Below are 18,658 nucleotides of genomic sequence, written 5' to 3' on the forward strand. Positions count from 1 at the left end.
ACAGGGTAGAAGGGAGCCTTTCCATGGGGATAACGCATCGTATTGTGTTGATGCTGGCCTTGGCCGGCGTGCTCGCCGCCTGCGGCCAGGACACCGACAACACCACCAAGCAGGACACCAGTGACAGCCGCGACACAGCGCCGGCCCGTGCCGACGCCGGTGACGGCGAGCCGCTGGTCACCGGCCTGCCGGACTTCACCGCCCTGGTGAAGAAAGAAGCGCCGGCGGTGGTCAACATCAGCACCGTCACCCGCCGCGAGCGCAGCCAGCAGTCGCAGCTGGACCAGCTTCCCGAAATGTTCCGCCGCTTTTTCGACGAGTTCGGCGGCGGGCCGGGCGGCCCCGGTGGCGGCCCGGCGCCGCGCTCCGAAACGGAGTCGCTGGGCTCCGGTTTCATTATCTCCAGCGACGGCTATGTGCTGACCAACTACCACGTGGTCGGCGAAGCGGACGAGATCGTGGTGCGTCTGCAGGACCGCCGCGAACTGGACGCCGAGCTGATCGGCTCCGATCCGCAGAGCGACCTGGCGCTGATCAAGGTGGACGCCAGCGACCTGCCGGTGGTGGACATCGGCTCCTCCGACGACCTGCAGGTGGGCGAATGGGTGCTGGCCATCGGCGCGCCGTTCGGCTTCGACAGCTCGGTGACCGCCGGCATCGTCAGCGCCAAGGGCCGCAGCCTGCCCACCGACAACTACGTGCCCTTCATTCAAACCGACGTGGCCATCAACCCGGGCAACAGCGGCGGCCCGCTGTTCAACCTCAACGGCCAGGTGGTCGGCATCAACTCGCAGATCGTCAGCCGCTCCGGCGGCTACATGGGCCTGAGCTTCGCCATTCCCATCGACCTGGCCATGGACGTGGCCGACCAGCTCAAGGAAACCGGCGAAGTCAGCCGCGGCTGGCTGGGCGTGCTGATCCAGGAAGTGGACCGCGATCTGGCCGAATCCTTCGGCCTCGACAAGCCCATGGGCGCCCTGGTGGCCCAGGTGCAGAGCGGCTCGCCGGCGGCGGAAGCCGGCCTGCAGCCCGGCGATGTGATCATCGCCTTCAACGGCCGTGAAATTCAGCGCTCCGCGCAGCTGCCCAAGTGGGTGGGCGCGCTCAAGGCCGGCACCGAGGCGGAAATGACCGTGGTGCGCGACGGCGACGAGAAAACCCTGGAAGTGACCGTCGGCGAGCTGCCGGACAACCCCCAGGCGGGCATGGCCGGCCAGCCGGACCAGGACCAGGGTGAATCCGACAAGCTGGGCCTGGAAGTGCGCGCCGCCAGCGCCGCCGAGCTGGCCCGGGTCAAGGCCGACCACGGCGTGGTGATCACCGGCGTCCAGGACGGCCCCGCCGCCCGCGCCGGGCTGAGCAGCGGCGACCTGCTGGTGAGCCTCAACGGCAAGCCGGTGGACAGCCTGGACGCCTACCGGGAGATCGCCGCCGACCTGCCCGACGAGGGCACCGTGCCGGCCCTGGTCAACCGCGACGGCAACGCCCGCTTCGTCGCCATCAAGCTCTGACCCGGCATCATCGGGGCTGTGGGAGCGGGCCCCCTCCCACAGGCCGCTCGCACAGGATTATCCACTGGCGCCCTAATCCGCTAGAATCGCGCTCCATTGTGTCTTCTTTCATTTCCGGCTCTGGCGGGTATACGTGACCGACATTACGCACATTCGCAATTTCTCCATCATCGCGCACATTGATCACGGCAAATCCACCCTGGCGGACCGCTTCATTCAGGTTTGCGGCGGGCTGTCCGACCGCGAGCTCAAGGAGCAGGTGCTGGATTCCATGGATCTGGAGCGCGAACGCGGCATCACCATCAAGGCTCAGAGCGTGACGCTCTACTACACCGCCCGTAACGGTGAGACCTACCAGCTCAACTTCATCGACACGCCCGGCCACGTGGACTTCTCCTACGAGGTGTCCCGCTCTCTGGCCGCCTGCGAGGGCGCGCTGCTGGTGGTGGACGCCGCCCAGGGCGTGGAAGCGCAGTCGGTGGGCAACTGCTACACCGCCATCGAGCAGGACCTGGAGGTGCTGCCGGTGCTCAACAAGGTGGATCTGCCGCAGGCGGAACCGGACCGGGTCGCCGAGGAGATCGAGGAGATCATCGGCCTGGACGCCACCGACGCCTGCCATGTGTCGGCCAAGACCGGCCTGGGCGTGGACGACCTGCTCGAGCAGCTGGTGGAGCGTATCCCGGCGCCGGCGGGCGAGCGCGACGCGCGGCTGCAGGCGCTGATCATCGATTCCTGGTTCGACAACTACATGGGCGTGATCTCGCTGGTGCGGATCCGCTACGGCCGCCTCAAGAAGGGCGACAAGATCCACGTTAAATCCACCGGCCAGAACCACGTGGTCGACAGCCTGGGCGTGTTCACCCCCAAGCGCAAAGAGACCGACATCCTGGAAGCCGGCGAGGTGGGCTGGGTGAGCGCCACCATCAAGGACATCCACGGCGCGCCGGTGGGCGACACCCTGACCCACGCCAAGACGCCGGACGTGGAAATGCTGCCCGGCTTCAAGAAGGTCAAGCCGCAGGTCTACGCCGGCATGTTCCCGGTCAACGCCGACGACTACGAGGACTTCCGCGACGCGCTCTCCAAGCTGGCGCTCAACGACGCCTCGCTGTTCTACGAGCCGGAAAGCTCCGACGCCCTGGGCTTCGGCTTCCGGGTCGGTTTCCTGGGCATGCTGCACATGGAGATCATCCATGAGCGCCTGGAACGGGAATACGACCTCGACCTGATCACCACCGCGCCCACCGTGGTCTACGAGCTGATCCTCAACGACGGCTCCACCCTGTACGTGGACAACCCGTCGTCGCTGCCGGACAGCAACCTGATCGAGGAATTCCGCGAACCCATCGCGCGGGTCAATATCCTGGTGCCGCAGGAGTACGTGGGCAATGTGATCACGCTGTGCACCGAGCGCCGTGGCGACCAGATCAACATGCAGTTCCTGGGCAAGCAGATCGCGCTCACCTACGACATTCCCATGGCGGAAGTGGTGCTGGATTTCTTTGACCGCCTGAAGTCCGCCAGCCGCGGTTACGCGTCGCTGGAATACTCCTTCGAGCGCTTCCAGGACACCAAGCTGGTGAAAGTGGACGTGCTGATCAACGGCGACAAGGTGGACGCCCTGGCGATGATCTGCCACCTGGACCAGTCCGCCCATCGCGGCCGGGCCCTGATCGAAAAGATGAAGGAGCTGGTGCCGCGCCAGATGTTCGACGTGGCGATCCAGGCCGCCATCGGCAGCAAGATCATCGCCCGCCAGACCGTCAAGGCGCTGCGCAAGAACGTCACCGCCAAGTGTTACGGCGGCGACGTGTCGCGGAAGAAGAAGCTGCTGCAGAAACAGAAAGAAGGCAAGAAGCGCATGAAGCAGGTGGGTAACGTGGAAATCCCCCAGGCCGCGTTCCTGGCCGTACTCAAGGTGAACGACTAAATGGATATTGATGTGGGAATGTGGCTGACCCTGGCGCTGTTCGTCACGGTAATCATCTGGCTGGCGGACAAAGCGCTCAAACTGCGCCAGCGCAAGGGCATGATCGGCAACACGGTGGAGACCTCCAATTCGCTGATTTCGGTGTTGTTCATCGTGCTGGTGATCCGCTCTTTTATTGTCGAGCCGTTCACCATTCCCTCCGGTTCCATGTTGCCGACCCTCAAAGTTCATGATTTTATTCTGGTCAACAAGTTCTCCTACGGACTGCGCCTGCCGGTGACCAACACCAAGATCATCCCGCTGGGCGAGCCGGAGCGCGGCGACGTGATGGTGTTCAAGTACCCGGAAGACACCGGGCAGAACTTCATCAAGCGGGTAGTGGGGCTGCCCGGCGACCGCATCGCGGTGCGTGACAACGTGCTCTACGTCAACGGCGAGGCGGTGCCCCGTGAGCTGGTCGGCCGCGAGCGCAACTCGCAGGTGTGGCGCCGTGAATACGTCGAGACCCTGGGCGAACAGCCGCATTTGATCCGGCAGGAAGGGCGGGTCAATCCGTACAGCGGCGACGCCATGATTCCGGAGCGCACCCAGGGCGAATGGCAGGTGCCCGAGGGCAGCTACTTCGTGATGGGCGACAACCGCGACAACAGTAACGACAGCCGGTTCTGGGGCGTGGTGTCCGAGGACCTGGTGGTGGGGGAAGCCTTCCTGATCTGGATGCACTGGGACCCGATCTTCTCCTGGCCGAGCTTCTCCCGTAATGGGGCGATCGATAAAGTGGAGGCAGAATAATGATCACAGGTCCTTCCCGTCAGCGCGGGCTTTCCCTGATCGGCTGGGTGGTGGTGCTGATCATCCTGGCGGTGTTCGGCACTGCCGCGTTTCGCATGGTGCCCGCCTACATGGAATACAACACCATCCGCTCGGCGATCAATTCGGTGCTCTCCGACAGCAAGACCGCGCTGATGTCCGAGCGCGAAGTCTACGACGCCATCGGCAAGCGCTTTACCATCAACCAGGTGAACGCCATCGGCGTGCGTGATCTGGATATCCAGAAAGCCGGCGGGCAGTTGTCCGTGGGCGTCGATTACGAAGTCCGCGAGCCGATGTTCTACAACGTCTTCGTGGTGATGGAGTTCGACCACACCTTCAGCAAGAATATTGGTCAGTAATGGATGATCTGGATCGTCTTACCCGCCGTCTCGGCTATCAGTTCAAGGATCCGGCGCTGCTGCAACTGGCGCTCAGCCACCGCAGCGTCAGCCGTCGCCGCAACAACGAACGGCTCGAGTTTCTCGGCGACTCCCAGCTCAGCCTGATTATTTCCTCGGAAATTTTTCACCGCTTCCCGGAAGCCGCCGAAGGCCAGCTCACCCGCATGCGCGCCTTCCTGGTGCGTGGCCAGACGTTGGCGGAAGTGGCCCGGGAGCTGGGCGTGGGCGAGTACCTGATTCTCGGCGGCGGCGAACTGAAAAGCGGCGGCAACCGCCGTGATTCGATCCTCGCCGACGCCCTGGAAGCGCTGATCGGCGCCATCGTCATCGACGGCGGCGAAGACGCCTGCCGCGACGTGGTGCTGAAATGGTTCGCCGATCGCCTGGAGCAGATCTCCCCGCAGAGCGTGCGCAAGGACGCCAAAACCCGCTTGCAGGAATGGCTGCAGGCGCGCAAGCATGAGTTACCCGCCTACGAAGTGCTGTCGGTGACCGGACAGGCGCCGAAACAGACCTTCGAAGTGGCTTGCAGCCTGCCGGATCTGTCCCGGCAATTCACCGCCAGCGGCGCCAGCCGCCGCCGCGCCGAGCAGCAGGCCGCGGAACAGGCCCTGGACTGGTTGGAGCAGTCAGCATGAGCGACACCCGTTGCGGCGTGGTGGCCATCGTCGGCCGCCCCAATGTGGGCAAATCCACCCTGATGAACCATCTGATCGGCGAGAAGGTGAGCATTACCTCCCGTAAGCCGCAGACCACCCGTCACCGGATCCACGGCATTCTCAGCCGCCCCGGCTATCAGATCGTGTTCGCCGACACGCCCGGCATCCACACCGGCCAGGAGCGCGCCCTCAACCGGGCAATGAACGACGCCGCCCAGTCGGCGCTGTCCGACGTGGACGTGATCTGCTTCATGGTCGACGCTCTGAAATGGACCGAAGGCGACGAGCACGTGCTTGGCCTGCTGCAGCGCGCCGGCGACACGCCGGTGATTCTGCTGGTCAACAAGGTCGACAACCTGACCGACAAATCCCTGCTGCTGCCGCACCTGGAAAGCCTGGCGGCGCGCTTCGCCTTCGCCGAGGTGATCCCGGTGTCGGCGCTGCGCGACCACAACCTGGACGTGCTTGAGAAAGCGCTCTCCAGCCGCCTGCCGGAGGGGGATTTCTGGTTCGACGACGACCAGCTCACCGACCGCAGCCTGCGCTTCATGGCCGCCGAGATCATCCGCGAAAAAGTGGTGCGCCAGCTGGGCCAGGAAGTGCCCCACCAGATCACCGTGGAAATCGACATCTGGGAAGACGGCCCCAAGGTCACCGACATCGCCGCCACCATCCTGGTGGAGCGGCGCGGCCAGAAGAAAATCCTGATCGGCGATAAGGGCTCGCGCATCAAAAGCATCGGCACCCAGGCCCGCGAGGACATGGAACGCCTGATCGACCGCAAGGTGATGCTCACCCTGTGGGTCAAGATCAAAGCCGGCTGGTCCGACGACGAACGCGCCCTGCGTTCGCTGGGCTATGACCACCGCTGAGACCGGCGGCCCGAACGGCCTCGCCCCGGCCTGGCTGTTGCACCGCCGCGCCTTCCGCAACACCAGCCTGATCGTCGACCTGTTCCTGCCCCGCCAGGGCCGGGTCGGCGCGGTGGCGCGCGGCGGCCGCCGGGATGCCTCCCTGGCGCCGTTCGCGCCGCTCTGGGTGGACCTGAAAGCCGGCGGCGAGCTGTTCACCCTGCGCCAGGTGGAGCCGCGCGGCCCCAGCCTGGCCCTGCACGGCCGGGCGCTCTACTGCGGCTTCTACGTCAACGAACTGCTGGTGCGCCTGCTGCACCGCGACGACGCCCACCCGGACCTGTGGCCGGTGTACGAACGCACCCTGGCCGAGCTGGCCGGCGACACGCCCCTGGACATCACCCTGCGCCGCTTCGAAATGATGCTGCTGGAAGACGTCGGCTACGGCCTGGCCCTGGACCACGACCTGCAGGGCGAGCCCCTGGACCCGGCCAGCCGCTACCGCTGGGAAGGCGGCGAAGGCCTGCGGCCCGCCGTCGAGGGCTACTACGGCGAGCACCTGCTGGCCCTGGGCCGCGACCAGTGGGACGCGGACGTGCGCCGCACCGCCAAGGCGCTGCTGCGCGAGGCGCTGGCCCCGCACCTCGGCGACCGGCCCCTGCGCAGCCGCGAACTGTTCCGCTAGAGCGGTTCTGCTACCATTCCCCCAACCTTTGAATCCGTTGCTGGAGCACCCCCCATGTCCGTTCTTCTCGGCATCAACATCGATCACGTGGCCACCCTGCGCCAGGCCCGCGGCACCCGCTACCCGGACCCGGTGCAGGCCGCGCTGATCGCCGAGCAGGCCGGCGCCGACGGCATCACCGTGCACCTGCGCGAAGACCGCCGGCACATTCAGGACCGTGACGTGGAGCTGCTGGCGCACACCCTGCAGACGCGCATGAACCTGGAAATGGCCGCCACCGAGGAAATGGTCGGCATTGCCCGCCGCATCGGCCCGGCGCACAGCTGTCTGGTGCCGGAAAAGCGCGAGGAACTGACCACCGAAGGCGGCCTGGACGTGGTCGCCAACGAAGACTGGATCCGTGATTGCTGCGCGCGGCTGGCGGACGCCGGCATCGAAGTGTCCCTGTTCATCGACGCGGACCCGGCGCAGATCGAAGCGGCGGTGCGCTGCCGGGCACCGGCCATCGAGATCCACACCGGCCACTACGCCGACCTCACCGCGCCGGAAGCCCGCGACAAGGAGGCGGCGGCCCGCGAGCTGACCCGTATCCGCGACGCGGTGGCGCTGGGCCGCGAGGCCGGGCTGATCGTCAACGCCGGCCACGGCCTGCACTACCACAACACCCGCGAGATCGCGGCGATCCCGGGCATCAACGAACTGAACATCGGCCACGGCATCATCGCCCGCGCGGTGATGACCGGCCTGGACGAAGCGGTGCGCGCCATGCGTGTGCTGATTGACGGTGCCGCCGGCAGCGCCCTTTAGTCAGACCGAAGAAAGTGTCAGGTGCCGCAGAAGGTGCGTAGCACCTGCTCGTCCGGCGCCGGCGGCTGCCGGTAGGGGTCGTCCGGCCCCCGGTCCCGGTAGGGGTCGTCCAGCGCCGCCAGCAGCGCCTTCACCGGCGCCAGGTCACCGTCACGCACCGCCGCCGACAGCGCCGCCTCCACCTGGTGGTTGCGCGGGATCACCGCCGGGTTATGGCGGCCCATCAGCGCCCAGGCGTCCTCCTCGGCCTTGCCGTTGCGGCCCAGCCGCGCCTGCCAGCGCCGGTGCCAGTCGCCGAACTCGTCGTTCTGGAACGGCTCGCCCGGCGGCGTGGCGCCGCCGATCAGATCGCGGAAGGTGTTGGTGTGGTCGGCGTCGTGGCGGGCCATCCAGTCGAGCAGGTCGGCGGCCAGGGCGGCGTCGCCGTCCTCCTCGCCGACCAGCCCCAGTTTGCCGCGCATCATCACCAGCCAGCGCCGCGCGTAGCGCTCGGTGTGGCTTTTGATCAGCGCTTCCGCGGTTTCCACGGCGCGGTCGGCGTCGTCGTCGATCAGCGGAATCAGGGTTTCCGCGAAGCGCGCCAGGTTCCACTGGGTGATCACCGGCTGGTTGCCGTAGGCGTAGCGGCCGCGCTGATCGATGGAGCTGAACACGGTCTCCGGATGGTAGCGGTCCATGAAGGCGCAGGGGCCGTAGTCGATGGTCTCCCCGGACAGGGCGACGTTGTCGGTGTTCATCACGCCGTGGATAAAGCCCACGCGCATCCATTCGGTGATCAACGCGATCTGCCGGTCCATCACCGCTTCCAGCAGCGCCAGCGCCGGCACGTCGGCGCCCACCCGTTCCGGGTAGTGCCGCTTGAGGGTGTAGTCCACCAGGGTGTCCAGCAGCGTCGTGTCCTGGCGGCCGGCGGCGTACTGAAAGGTGCCCACGCGCAGATGCGAGGCCGCCACCCGGGTGAGGATGGCGCCGGGCTGGGCGGTGTCGCGCAGCACCTGCTCGCCGGTGCCGACCACCGCCAGCGCGCGAGTGGTGGGCACGCCCAGGGCGTGCATCGCTTCGCTGATGATGTATTCGCGCAGCATCGGGCCGAGAGCGGCGCGGCCGTCGCCGCCGCGCGAAAACGGCGTGCGCCCGGAGCCCTTGAGCTGAATGTCGCGGCGCTGGTCGTCCGGGGTGAGCTGCTCGCCGAGCAGTACCGCGCGACCGTCGCCGAGCATGGTGGGGTTGCCGAACTGATGGCCGGCGTAGGCCTGGGCCAGCGGCTGGCCGCCGGGTATCGGCTGGTTGCCGCCCAGCACGGCGGCGCCGGCGTCGCTGTTCAGTGCTTCGGCGTCGAGCCCGAGTTGCGCCGCCAGCGCGCTGTTGAACAACAGCAGCTCCGGCGCCTGCACCGGCTGCGGGTCACAGAAGGCAAACAGGGTTTCGGGCAGGTGGGCGTAACCGGTGTCGAACCGGAAGCCGAACGGGTTGGCGGACATGCGGGTACTCATGCGGGTACTCCATAAGGTCGTCACTGCGGCCCCAAGGGTAACAGACTCCACCGGCCGGGCCGGACCTAAAGCCGCGCCGCCTGGCCGTACTGACGAACGCTTTCGATCTCCGCCAGCAGGGTCGCCACCAGATGCTCCAGGCGGTCGTCGTCGACATCGGTCTTGAGGCCTTCTTCCAGCTCCCGGGCGGCCCGCTCCAGGCGCGGCGTGCCGCAGTAGCGGCAGGCGCCGTGCAGCTTGTGCACGCGCTCCAGCAGCGCGTCCCGGTTGTTGCTCTCGGACAGGGCGTTAATTCCCGGCGCGTCCTGCTCCAGGCTCGCCAACAGCATGCTGAACATGTCCCGGGCCAGGTGCTCACGGCCGCCGGCGCGCTGCTTGCCGAGCGCCTCGTCCACCACCTGGTCGGTGGTGTCCGGCTCCGGCTCCGGCGCCGGCGGCGCTTCCTCGCTGGCCGGTTCGCACTCCGCGCCGTCGCTGCGGGTCCAGCGCTCCAGGGTGTGGCGCAACTGCCCTTCGGTGATCGGCTTGCTCAGGTAGTCGTCCATGCCCGCCGCCAGCAGTGAGCGCCGTTCGCTTTCCAGGGCATGGGCGGTGAGCGCGATAATCGGTGTGCGCAGCCCCTCGCCCTCGCGCTCGCGCATCTGCCGGGTGGTTTCCAGGCCATCCATGCCCGGCATCTGCACGTCCATGAACACCAGATCAAAGGTGCCCCGGGAAAACGCGGTGAGCGCTTCCTCGCCGCTGGCGCAGGGCACCACGTCGACGCCCATCTCTTCCAGGAACACCCGCGCCAGTTTCAGGTTGCCGGGGTGATCGTCCACCACCAGCACCCGGGCGTGCAGCACCGCGCCGCCGGCCGCCGCGCCGGCGCACGCCGGTTCCGCCAGGCCGCCCAGCTCCAGCAGCCCGTCGCGCAGCCGCCGGCGGGTCGGCGGCTTGCCCAGCACCCGGCAGTGCTCGGCGTGGCCGCTGAGCTGGCCGGACAGGGCGTCGGCGTGGGCGGTGAGCACGATCACCGGTTTGCCGGTGGTGTCCAGCAGGCGTTCCACCAGCGGCGTCAGCGGTGAGGGGTCCGGCAGGGACGCTGGCGCCGCCAGCAGATAATAGTCGGTGCTCGCCAGGGTGCCGGTTTCCAGGTGGCCGTGCAGTTGCTCCAGGGCCTGCAGCTCGGTCACCGCCATGCGCCAGCCGCTGAGCATGTGGTACAGCGCCAGGCGGGCGTGTTCGTTGGCTTCCACCAGGGTCACGCTGAGGCCGTTGAGGGCGGCCGGGGCGGCCTCCGGCTCGCCGCCGCCGTCCCGTTCGGCGCGCACCGTGAACCAGAAGGTGGAGCCGCGCCCGGAGGTGCTGTCGATGCCGATTTCGCCGCCCATGCCTTCCACCAGCCGCTTGCAGATCGCCAGGCCCAGGCCGGTGCCGCCTTCGCGGCGGCGGGCGCTCTGGTCCACCTGGGTGAAGGCGTTGAACAGGTTTTTCTGCAGGTCCGGCGACAGGCCGTTGCCGGTGTCGGTGATGGTGATCTTGACCACCGCCTCGGCGCCGCGCTCTTCCTCAAGCATGGCGCGCACCACCACCGAACCGCGCTCGGTGAACTTGATCGCGTTGCTGACCAGGTTGGTGAGCACCTGGCGTATACGCAGCGGGTCGCCGAGCAGGCCGGTGGGCACGTCGGAGTAGATGATCGCCGCCTGCTCCAGGCCTTTTTCCTGGGCCATCGGCGCCAGCATGGTCTGCACGTCCTCGATGATGTCGTGCAGATCCAGTGGAATATGTTCCAGCGACAGCTTGCCCGCCTCGATCTTGGAGAAGTCGAGAATGTCGTTAATGATCGACAGCAGGGATTCGGCGCTTTTGCGGATGGTGCCCAGATAATCCTGCTGGCGGGGCGACAGGGTGGAGCGCTCCAGCAGGCGGGTGAAGCCGATGATGCCGTTCAGCGGCGTGCGGATTTCGTGGCTCATATTGGCCAGGAATTCCGACTTGATCTGGCTGGCCTTGAGCGCCTCCTTGCGGGCCATGTCCAGCTCGATGTTCTGAATCTCGATGGTTTCCAGGGTCTCGCGAAGATCCTGGGTGGCCTGGTCCACGTTCTGTTGCAGCTCGGCCTGGGCCTCGTCCAGGGCCGCCACCATATTGCCGAGCGCGTCTTCCAGTTCCTTGAGCTCGCCCTGGGCGCCGGCCGGCGGCGGCGGGCTGAGGTCACCGTCGCGCACCCGGCGCACCGTGTCCACCAGCGTGTCCACCGGCTGCGTCAGCCGTTTCGCGAAGCGCACCGCCGGCACCACCGCCACCAGCACCAGCACCGCCACCACGGCGATCATCGTCAGCACCGCTTCCAGGATCTCGATGTACTGGCCCTGCCGGGAAAACTCCACCGTCAGCAGCCGGTTGCGCTGGCCGGGCAGGGCGCGCACCAGCTGCCAGCTGGAATCGGTGACCAGGCGGCGGTCGCCGCCTTCCAGGCTCTCCGCCTCCTGAACCGGGCGCAGCCGCGGGCCGGCGTGGGACTGCCAGCCGGACGGGTTGTCCAGCAACGAGGCGGCGCGCACGTCCGGCTCTTCCAGCAGGGCGCGCAGCAGCGGCTCATAGGCCGCTTGGTCGGCGTCGCCCAGCGCCGCCAGACGGGCCGCGTAGCTCTCGATGATCAGTTGCTGGCGGTGGGCGGTGTCGGCGCGCACCTCCAGCACCCGGTGGACCAGCGTGTAGCCGCCGATCACCAGCGCCGCCAGAAAGGCGGGCAGGGCGGTCATCATCAGAATGCGTGTGCGCAGGCTCGAATGGGCCATGGTTCCCCTGAACGTTGTTCTTGTGTCGCCATTATGCCGCAGTTGGCGAGCGGCGCATCCCGCCCTGTCACGGCCCCGGAGTTAAGCTACAATGCGCCCCATGACCTACAAGACCATTGAATCCACGGTGGGCCACACGCCACTGGTGCGCCTGCAGCGCCTGCCGGGGAACACGACCAACACCATTCTGGTGAAGCTGGAAGGCAATAACCCGGCCGGGTCGGTCAAGGACCGGCCGGCGCTGAATATGATCATCAAGGCGGAACAGCGCGGCGAGATCAAGCCCGGCGATACCCTGATCGAGGCCACCAGCGGCAATACCGGCATCGCTCTGGCGATGGCGGCGGCCATGCGCGGCTACAAGATGAAGCTGATCATGCCCGCCAACCAGAGCCAGGAGCGCCGCGATGCGATGGCCGCCTACGGCGCCGAGCTGATCTCGGTGACCAAGGAAGAGGGCATGGAAGGCGCCCGCGACCTGGCCCAGGCGATGCAGGCGCGCGGCGAGGGCCGGGTGCTGGATCAGTTCGCCAACCCGGACAACCCGCTGGCCCATTACGAAAGCACCGGCCCGGAAATCTGGGAAGAGACCGGCGGCGCGATCACCCATTTCGTCAGCTCCATGGGCACGACCGGCACCATCATGGGCTGCAGCCAGTTCTTCAAGGAGAAGAACCCGGAGATCCAGATCGTCGGCCTGCAGCCCACCGACGGCGCCTCGATTCCCGGCATCCGCCGCTGGCCCGAGGCCTACCTGCCGAGCATCTTCGACGCCGCCCGCGTCGACCGCGTGATCGACATGGGCCAGGACCTGGCGGAGCGCACCATGCGCCGGCTGGCCCGCGAGGAAGGCATCTTCTGCGGGGTCTCCTCCGGCGGGTCCGTGGCGGCCGCCCTGCAGCTGTCCGAGGAACTGGAGAACGCGGTGATCGTGGCCATCGTCTGCGACCGGGGCGACCGCTACCTGTCCACCGGCGTCTTCAATGAGGCGGGCAACGCGGAGGCCGGCCAATGAACGTGCTGGTGTTTGATATCGAGACGGTGCCCGACCTGGAAGGCGGCAGCCGCATTTACGACCTGCACGGCCTCAGTGACAAGGACACCGCCAGCGCGCTGTTCAATCTGCGCCGCCAGGAAAACGGCTCCGAGTTTCTGCGCCTGCACCTGCACCGGGTGGTGGCGATCTCCGTGGTGCTGCGCTCCGCCCAGGGCGTGAAAGTCTGGTCCCTGGGGGACGAGGACAGCACCGAGAAGGAGCTGATCGAACGCTTCTACGACGGCATCGACCGCTTCACCCCGCAGATCGTCAGCTGGAACGGCGGCGGCTTCGACCTGCCGGTGCTCAACTACCGCGCCCTCAAGCACGGCGTGGTGGCGCGCCGGTTCTGGGAAACCGGCAACGAGGACACCAGCTTCCGCTTCAATAACTACCTGAGCCGCTTCCACCAGCGCCACCTGGACCTGATGGAACAACTGGCCATGTTCAACGGCCGCGCCAACGCGCCGCTGGACCAGATCGCCACCCTGCTGGGTTTTCCCGGCAAGATGGGCATGAGCGGCGCCAAGGTGTTCGACACCTTCCAGGCCGGCGACCTCAAGGCGATCCGCGATTACTGCGAAACCGACGTGCTCAACACCTGGCTGGTGTTCCTGCGCTTCCAAATGCTGCGCGGCGAACTCGACGCCACCGGCTACCAGGCCGAGCTGGACCTGCTCCGGGATTACCTGAAAGCCGAAGGGCATCCGCACTTCCTGAGCTTCCTGGAAGCCTGGGAGGGCAGTTGACAGTTGATAGTTGATAATTGACAGCGTAAAAACCGCGCTCAGACTTTCGGCGCGGCCCCCCACGGCGCTGTCTCTGCAAACCTCTATCGCGTAGCTATCAACTGTCCACTATCAACTATCAACTGAATTTGATCTATGGCTCGACGTCGCAAGAAGCAGCTGCCGGAAACGCCGGTGGCCGCCACCATCGAGAGTCTCAGCCACGATGGCCGGGGCATTGCCCGCCTGAACGGCAAGACCACCTTTATCGACAACGCCCTGCCCGGCGAGCAGGTGTTCTTCCAGTACACCTTCATGCGCCGCAAGTTCGACGAGGGCCGCGCGGTGGACATCCTCGAGCCGTCCCCGGACCGGGTCACGCCGCCCTGCGCGCACAGCCTGATCTGCGGCGGCTGCAGCCTGCAGCACCTGGACCCGGCGGTGCAGATTCAGCGCAAGCAGGCGGTGCTCGCCGAGCAGCTTGAGCACTTTGGCGGCCTGCGCCCGGAGCGCTGGCTGGAGCCGCTTACCGGGCCGGTCACCGGCTACCGGGGCAAGGCGCGGCTGGGCGTGAAGTACGTGGACGCCAAGGGGGACACCCTGGTCGGCTTCCGCGAGAAACGGAACAGCCTGATCGCCGACCTGGCGCAGTGCGAGGTGCTGATTCCCGAGGTGGGGCACCGCTTCCGCGACCTGCGCGCGCTGATCAACGGGCTCGATGGCCGGCGGCGCCTGCCGCAGATCGAGGTGGCCCGGGGTGACGACGCCGTGGCGCTGGTGTTCCGCCATCTGGACCCGCTGTCCCAGGCCGACCAGGACGCGCTGGTGGCGTTCTGCCGCGAGCACGGCCTGCAGTGCTATCTGCAGCCGGGCAACGAGAGCACGGTGCACCGGGTGTGGCCGGAAGAGGGCGAGGAACGGCTCTACTACCGCCATCCGGAAGCGGACGTGGAAATGGCCTTCCACCCGTCGGACTTCACCCAGGTCAACGCGGAGATCAACCGCCGCATGGTGCCCTTGGCATTGGAATTGCTGGAGGTGCAGGCGCACCACCAGGTGCTGGACCTGTTCTGCGGCCTGGGCAACTTCACCATCCCCGCCGCGCGTCGCGCCGCCGGGGTGGTGGGCGTGGAGGCCAGCGACGCCATGGTGCGGCGCGGCTACGAGAACGCCCGGCGCAACGGCCTGGAGAATCTGGCCTTCCACGCCTGGGATCTGGACAGCGAGCCCAAGGGCCAGCCCTGGGCGCGGCAGCGCTACGAGCGGGTGCTGCTGGACCCGCCGCGCAGCGGCGCCTTGGAAATGGTGCGCATGATGCCCCAATTTGGTGCGGAGAAACTGGTGTACGTTTCCTGCAACCCGGCCACCCTGGCCCGCGATGCTGGGGAACTGGTGGCCCGGGGTTACCGTCTTAGTGGCGCCGGGGTGATGGATATGTTCCCGCACACCGCGCACGTGGAATCGATTGCCGTGTTTGATCGTCGTTAAAGAGCGACCGTCGTTAGAGGATAGCCAATGGTAACCGTACGCCGGCAACAGCCCGCCGAAGTGGATGCGCGGGACTGGAACGCATGGCTGGAACAACTTAATGCCCGGGTGCCGGTGCGCGACCCGGCGCTTCTGGAGCGTGCCTGCCAGGTGGCCGAGCGCTGTGAGCGGGCCGGCGAAGCCGCCGGTCGCCTGTGGCCCTACGGAAAGGGCTGCCTGACCATTGGCCTGGAAATGGCCGATGTGCTCGCCGACCTGGGGGCCGACGCGGAAGCGCTGCCGGCGGCGGTGCTGTACCGGGCGGTGCGCGAAGGGCAACTGACCCTGGCGGACGTCAACAAGGATTTCGGCGAGCCGGTGGCGCGCCTGATCGAGGGCGTGCTGCGCATGGCCGCCATCGGCACCAGCCTCAACCCCACCCGCAAGGCGGTGCTCGGCCAGCAGGACGGCCAGCTCGATAACGTCCGCAAGATGCTGCTGGCGATGGTCGACGACGTGCGCGTGGCGCTGGTCAAGCTGGCCGAGCGAACCGTGATTATCCGCGCGGTGAAGGAATCCGACCCCGAGCGCCAGCAGAAAGTGGCCCGCGAGATTTTCGACATCTACGCGCCGTTGGCCCACCGCTTGGGCGTGGGGCAGTTGAAATGGGAGCTGGAGGACCTGTCGTTCCGCTACCTGCAGCCCGGCGCCTATAAAAAGATCGCCAAGCTGCTGGACGAAAAACGCCTGGACCGGGAAGGCTACATCGACGAGGTGATCGACAGCCTGCGCGGCCATCTTGACCGCAACGGCATCAAGGGCACCCAGGTGTACGGCCGCGCCAAGCACATCTACAGCATCTGGCGGAAGATGCAGAAAAAGCATCTCGATTTCGGCGAGGTCTATGACGTGCGCGCGGTGCGCGTGCTGGTGCGCGAAGTGCGAGACTGCTACGCCGCCCTGGGCATCGTCCACTCGCTGTGGAAACACGTGCCCAAGGAATTCGACGACTACATCGCCAGCCCCAAGGACAACGGCTACCAGAGCCTGCACACCGCCGTGGTCGGCCCGGAGCGCAAGATGCTCGAGGTGCAGATCCGCACCTTCGACATGCACGAAGAGGCGGAGCTCGGCGTGTGCGCCCACTGGCGCTACAAGGAAGGCAGCAAGGCCGGCCGCAAGAGCCGCTCCTACGAGCAGCGCATCGCCTGGCTGCGCCAGGTGCTGGAGTGGCACGACGAGCTGGGCGACAACGCCGACACCATGATCGACGAGCTCAAGCACGGCCTGGTCAGCGACCGGGTTTATGTGTTCACGCCGGACGGCCATGTGGTGGATCTGGAAGCCGGCGCCACGCCGGTGGATTTCGCCTACCACATCCACACCGAGGTGGGGCACCGCTGCCGGGGCGCCAAGGTGAACGGCCACATCGTGCCGCTCAACTACAACCTCAACACCGGCGAGCAGGTGGAGATTCTCACCGCCAAGGAAGGCGGCCCCAGCCGCGACTGGATGACGCCGTCGCTGGGCTATGTGGCCACGTCCTCGGCGCGGGCGCGCATTCAGCAGTGGTTCAAGCGCCAGGACCGGGACGTGCACATTGCCCAGGGCCGCGCCATTCTGGAGCGGGAAACCTCCCGCCTGGCCCTGGACCGCATTGATCTGGACGCCCTGGCGCCGCAAATGAACCTGAAGACCGGCGACGACCTGCTCGCCGCCCTGGGCGCCGGCGATCTGCGCCCCGGCCATGTGGTCAACCAGGCCCAGTCCCTGCTCGGCGACGACCCGCAGCAGGAGCTGGCGTTCGTGCCGGCGCGCTCCAAGGCGTCGGAAAGCGGCGACGTGACCATCCAGGGGGTGGGCAACCTGCTCACCCACATGGCCGCCTGCTGCCGGCCGGTGCCCGGCGACCAGGTGATGGGCTTCATCACCCAGGGGCGCGGCGTCACCGTGCACCGCGCCGACTGCCACAATCTTCTGGCGATGCAGGGCGAAGAGCCTAACCGGGTCATCGAAGTGAGCTGGGGGGAAGCGGACCGCATCTTCTACCCGGTGGACATCTTCTTGCGCGCCTGGGACCGCCAGGGCCTGCTGCGCGACGTGATCGCCGTGCTCGCCAACGAGAAGGTCAACGTCACCGCCGTGCACACCGAGTCGCACACCGAGGACAACACCGCCACCATGCTGCTGACCCTGGAAATCGCCTCCCTGGGCGGCCTCGGCAAGGTGCTGGCGAAGATGGACCAGCTCAAGGGCGTCCTCGAAGTGCGCCGCTATAAAAAATAGCTGCAGGCTTCAAGCTGCAAGCCGCAAGCAGGCCGTGCCCGGGGGCAAGGCCGTGCTAATGGTGAGTTTCATCTTGCTACGCCCGTCATTAGCACGGCCCAGCGGGTGGCACGGCCTGCTTGCAGCTTGAAGCTTGCGGCTTGAAGCCAAACCAAAAACGGAGCACTCCCATGTCCGATAAGTCCCGCCCTTCCGCCGAAGCCGCCATCGCCGAACTGCTGTCGATCATGGCCCGGCTGCGCGACCCGGACGGCGGCTGCCCCTGGGACCTGAAACAGGACTTCGACAGCATCGTGCCCTACACCGTGGAAGAGGCCTTTGAAGTGGCTGAAGCGGTGGCGCGGCGGGATTACCCTGAGCTCAAGGAAGAGCTCGGCGACCTGCTGCTGCAGGTAGTGTTCCATTCGCAGATGGCCCGCGAACAGGGGCTGTTTGATTTCAGCGAAGTAGTAGCGGTGCTCAACGACAAAATGGTGCGCCGCCACCCGCACGTGTTCGGGGACCGGACCGCCGAGGACGAGCAGGCGGTGAAAGTAAACTGGGAGGCGATCAAAGCCGAGGAGCGCGCCCGCAAGGGCCGTGAGTACGACAGCGCCCTGGACGGTGTGCCGGAGGGGCTGCCGGCCCTGCAGCGCGCTCACAAGCTGCAGAAGAAAGCCTCCAAGGTGGGCTTCGACTGGCGCGCCACGGCGCCGGTGCGCGCCCATGTGGACAGCGAACTTGAGGAACTGGATCAGGCGATGGCGTCCGGCGACCGCGACGCCATCGAGGACGAATTCGGCGACGTGCTGTTCACCCTGGTGAATCTGGCCCGGCACCTGAAGCTGGACCCGGACCTGGCCCTGCGCCGCGCCTCGAACAAGTTCGAGGGCCGTTTCCGCCAGGTTGAACAACTGGCCGGCGCGCCGCTGTCCGATTTCGACGACGACCACCTCGACGCCCTCTGGCGTCAGGCCAAACGCCAATCCGATTAGTGCCGGGCCGCTAACCCGACCTTCCTACCCCGACCGGCCACCGCCTCAGCCGGGGGTTCTAGCTCGGTAAAATCCGAGAAAGTTCCGGGTGAAATAAAAAGGGGTATACGGATTTAATGGTTGATGGGGCACCTTCACCCCATCAATCTGATACCACCCTCAGATGGTTGATAGATCGACTCCGTAGTTGAGTTCCTCTGCGAAGTCCGGCAGTCCGTAACCGATGGT

The 18,658-nt window shown here is 66.7% G+C and carries 15 protein-coding genes; 13 read left to right on the forward strand and 2 right to left on the reverse strand.

Translation table 11 applies throughout. The features are described 5' to 3' along the window. The first annotated feature begins 23 nt into the window (after positions 1-23). From ACEQZD_RS11410 to pdxJ, 8 genes are all read left to right on the forward strand, one after another. Positions 24-1,511 carry a DegQ family serine endoprotease gene (locus ACEQZD_RS11410; protein ID WP_335628749.1) on the forward strand — a complete coding sequence of 496 codons (1,488 nt, stop codon included), beginning with the start codon at positions 24-26 and terminating at the stop codon, positions 1,509-1,511. A gap of 133 nt (positions 1,512-1,644) precedes the next feature. Beyond that, on the forward strand, positions 1,645-3,444 hold the full coding sequence (gene lepA, locus ACEQZD_RS11415; protein WP_142950094.1) for a translation elongation factor 4: 1,800 nt from the start codon (positions 1,645-1,647) through the stop codon (positions 3,442-3,444). Further along, entirely contained in the window at positions 3,445-4,236 is a 792-nt protein-coding gene (gene lepB, locus ACEQZD_RS11420) for a signal peptidase I (protein ID WP_370185549.1), read from the forward strand. Next, positions 4,236-4,616 (forward strand): DUF4845 domain-containing protein, encoded by a 381-nt coding sequence (locus ACEQZD_RS11425; protein WP_228548156.1) that lies wholly within the window; start codon positions 4,236-4,238, stop codon positions 4,614-4,616. Before lepB ends, ACEQZD_RS11425 begins: the two co-directional genes overlap by 1 nt. Further along, positions 4,616-5,296, forward strand: coding sequence for a ribonuclease III (gene rnc, locus ACEQZD_RS11430; protein ID WP_194856645.1), 681 nt, complete (start codon positions 4,616-4,618; stop codon positions 5,294-5,296). The genes ACEQZD_RS11425 and rnc overlap by 1 nt, the downstream gene beginning before the upstream one ends. Continuing rightward, complete coding sequence (gene era, locus ACEQZD_RS11435; protein WP_142950097.1) at positions 5,293-6,189, forward strand: GTPase Era; 897 nt, start codon at positions 5,293-5,295, stop codon at positions 6,187-6,189. Before rnc ends, era begins: the two co-directional genes overlap by 4 nt. After that, positions 6,176-6,853, forward strand: a complete 678-nt coding sequence (gene recO / locus ACEQZD_RS11440) for a DNA repair protein RecO (protein ID WP_370185553.1) — start codon at positions 6,176-6,178, stop codon at positions 6,851-6,853. Before era ends, recO begins: the two co-directional genes overlap by 14 nt. Positions 6,854-6,907: 54 nt before the next feature. Beyond that, a complete protein-coding gene (gene pdxJ, locus ACEQZD_RS11445; RefSeq protein ID WP_335628746.1) occupies positions 6,908-7,660 on the forward strand; it encodes a pyridoxine 5'-phosphate synthase in 753 nt (250 codons plus the stop codon). A gap of 17 nt (positions 7,661-7,677) precedes the next feature. Here pdxJ and ACEQZD_RS11450 read toward each other — a convergent pair whose 3' ends face one another. Beyond that, positions 7,678-9,153, reverse strand: a complete 1,476-nt coding sequence (locus tag ACEQZD_RS11450; protein ID WP_370185556.1) for a YdiU family protein — start codon at positions 9,151-9,153, stop codon at positions 7,678-7,680. Between the two features lie 65 nt (positions 9,154-9,218). After that, positions 9,219-11,939 (reverse strand): response regulator, encoded by a 2,721-nt coding sequence (locus ACEQZD_RS11455; protein ID WP_370185559.1) that lies wholly within the window; start codon positions 11,937-11,939, stop codon positions 9,219-9,221. A 100-nt stretch (positions 11,940-12,039) separates the two neighbouring features. On the opposite strand from ACEQZD_RS11455, the gene cysM reads away from it, so the two are divergent. The 5 genes from cysM (at position 12,040) to mazG (ending at position 18,430) form a co-directional block, all read left to right on the forward strand. Beyond that, a complete protein-coding gene (gene cysM, locus ACEQZD_RS11460) occupies positions 12,040-12,954 on the forward strand; it encodes a cysteine synthase CysM (RefSeq protein WP_142950106.1) in 915 nt (304 codons plus the stop codon). Then, entirely contained in the window at positions 12,951-13,724 is a 774-nt protein-coding gene (locus ACEQZD_RS11465) for a 3'-5' exonuclease (protein WP_142950102.1), read from the forward strand. Before cysM ends, ACEQZD_RS11465 begins: the two co-directional genes overlap by 4 nt. 135 nt (positions 13,725-13,859) lie before the next feature. Beyond that, on the forward strand, positions 13,860-15,191 hold the full coding sequence (gene rlmD, locus ACEQZD_RS11470) for a 23S rRNA (uracil(1939)-C(5))-methyltransferase RlmD (RefSeq protein ID WP_067611375.1): 1,332 nt from the start codon (positions 13,860-13,862) through the stop codon (positions 15,189-15,191). Positions 15,192-15,218: 27 nt separating this feature from the next. Further along, positions 15,219-17,456 carry a GTP diphosphokinase gene (gene relA / locus ACEQZD_RS11475; RefSeq protein WP_067611372.1) on the forward strand — a complete coding sequence of 746 codons (2,238 nt, stop codon included), beginning with the start codon at positions 15,219-15,221 and terminating at the stop codon, positions 17,454-17,456. Between the two features lie 170 nt (positions 17,457-17,626). Then, positions 17,627-18,430, forward strand: coding sequence for a nucleoside triphosphate pyrophosphohydrolase (mazG, locus tag ACEQZD_RS11480; RefSeq protein ID WP_370185563.1), 804 nt, complete (start codon positions 17,627-17,629; stop codon positions 18,428-18,430). Positions 18,431-18,658 lie beyond the last annotated feature (228 nt).

The organism is Alloalcanivorax sp. (genome assembly GCF_964221125.1).
In the GTDB taxonomy this organism is placed as follows: Bacteria; Pseudomonadota; Gammaproteobacteria; order Pseudomonadales; family Alcanivoracaceae; genus Alloalcanivorax; species Alloalcanivorax venustensis.

What these genes read in the sequence shown, in the direction of transcription:
- ACEQZD_RS11410 (WP_335628749.1), top strand. Translation starts at nt 24, where the DNA reads ATGGGGATAACGCATCGTATTGTGTTGATGCTGGCCTTGGCCGGCGTG.
- lepB (WP_370185549.1), top strand. Translation starts at nt 3,445, where the DNA reads ATGGATATTGATGTGGGAATGTGGCTGACCCTGGCGCTGTTCGTCACG.
- ACEQZD_RS11425 (WP_228548156.1), top strand. Translation starts at nt 4,236, where the DNA reads ATGATCACAGGTCCTTCCCGTCAGCGCGGGCTTTCCCTGATCGGCTGG.
- rnc (WP_194856645.1), top strand. Translation starts at nt 4,616, where the DNA reads ATGGATGATCTGGATCGTCTTACCCGCCGTCTCGGCTATCAGTTCAAG.
- era (WP_142950097.1), top strand. Translation starts at nt 5,293, where the DNA reads ATGAGCGACACCCGTTGCGGCGTGGTGGCCATCGTCGGCCGCCCCAAT.
- recO (WP_370185553.1), top strand. Translation starts at nt 6,176, where the DNA reads ATGACCACCGCTGAGACCGGCGGCCCGAACGGCCTCGCCCCGGCCTGG.
- pdxJ (WP_335628746.1), top strand. Translation starts at nt 6,908, where the DNA reads ATGTCCGTTCTTCTCGGCATCAACATCGATCACGTGGCCACCCTGCGC.
- ACEQZD_RS11450 (WP_370185556.1), bottom strand. Translation starts at nt 9,153, where the DNA reads ATGAGTACCCGCATGTCCGCCAACCCGTTCGGCTTCCGGTTCGACACC.
- ACEQZD_RS11455 (WP_370185559.1), bottom strand. Translation starts at nt 11,939, where the DNA reads ATGGCCCATTCGAGCCTGCGCACACGCATTCTGATGATGACCGCCCTG.
- cysM (WP_142950106.1), top strand. Translation starts at nt 12,040, where the DNA reads ATGACCTACAAGACCATTGAATCCACGGTGGGCCACACGCCACTGGTG.
- ACEQZD_RS11465 (WP_142950102.1), top strand. Translation starts at nt 12,951, where the DNA reads ATGAACGTGCTGGTGTTTGATATCGAGACGGTGCCCGACCTGGAAGGC.
- rlmD (WP_067611375.1), top strand. Translation starts at nt 13,860, where the DNA reads ATGGCTCGACGTCGCAAGAAGCAGCTGCCGGAAACGCCGGTGGCCGCC.
- relA (WP_067611372.1), top strand. Translation starts at nt 15,219, where the DNA reads ATGGTAACCGTACGCCGGCAACAGCCCGCCGAAGTGGATGCGCGGGAC.
- mazG (WP_370185563.1), top strand. Translation starts at nt 17,627, where the DNA reads ATGTCCGATAAGTCCCGCCCTTCCGCCGAAGCCGCCATCGCCGAACTG.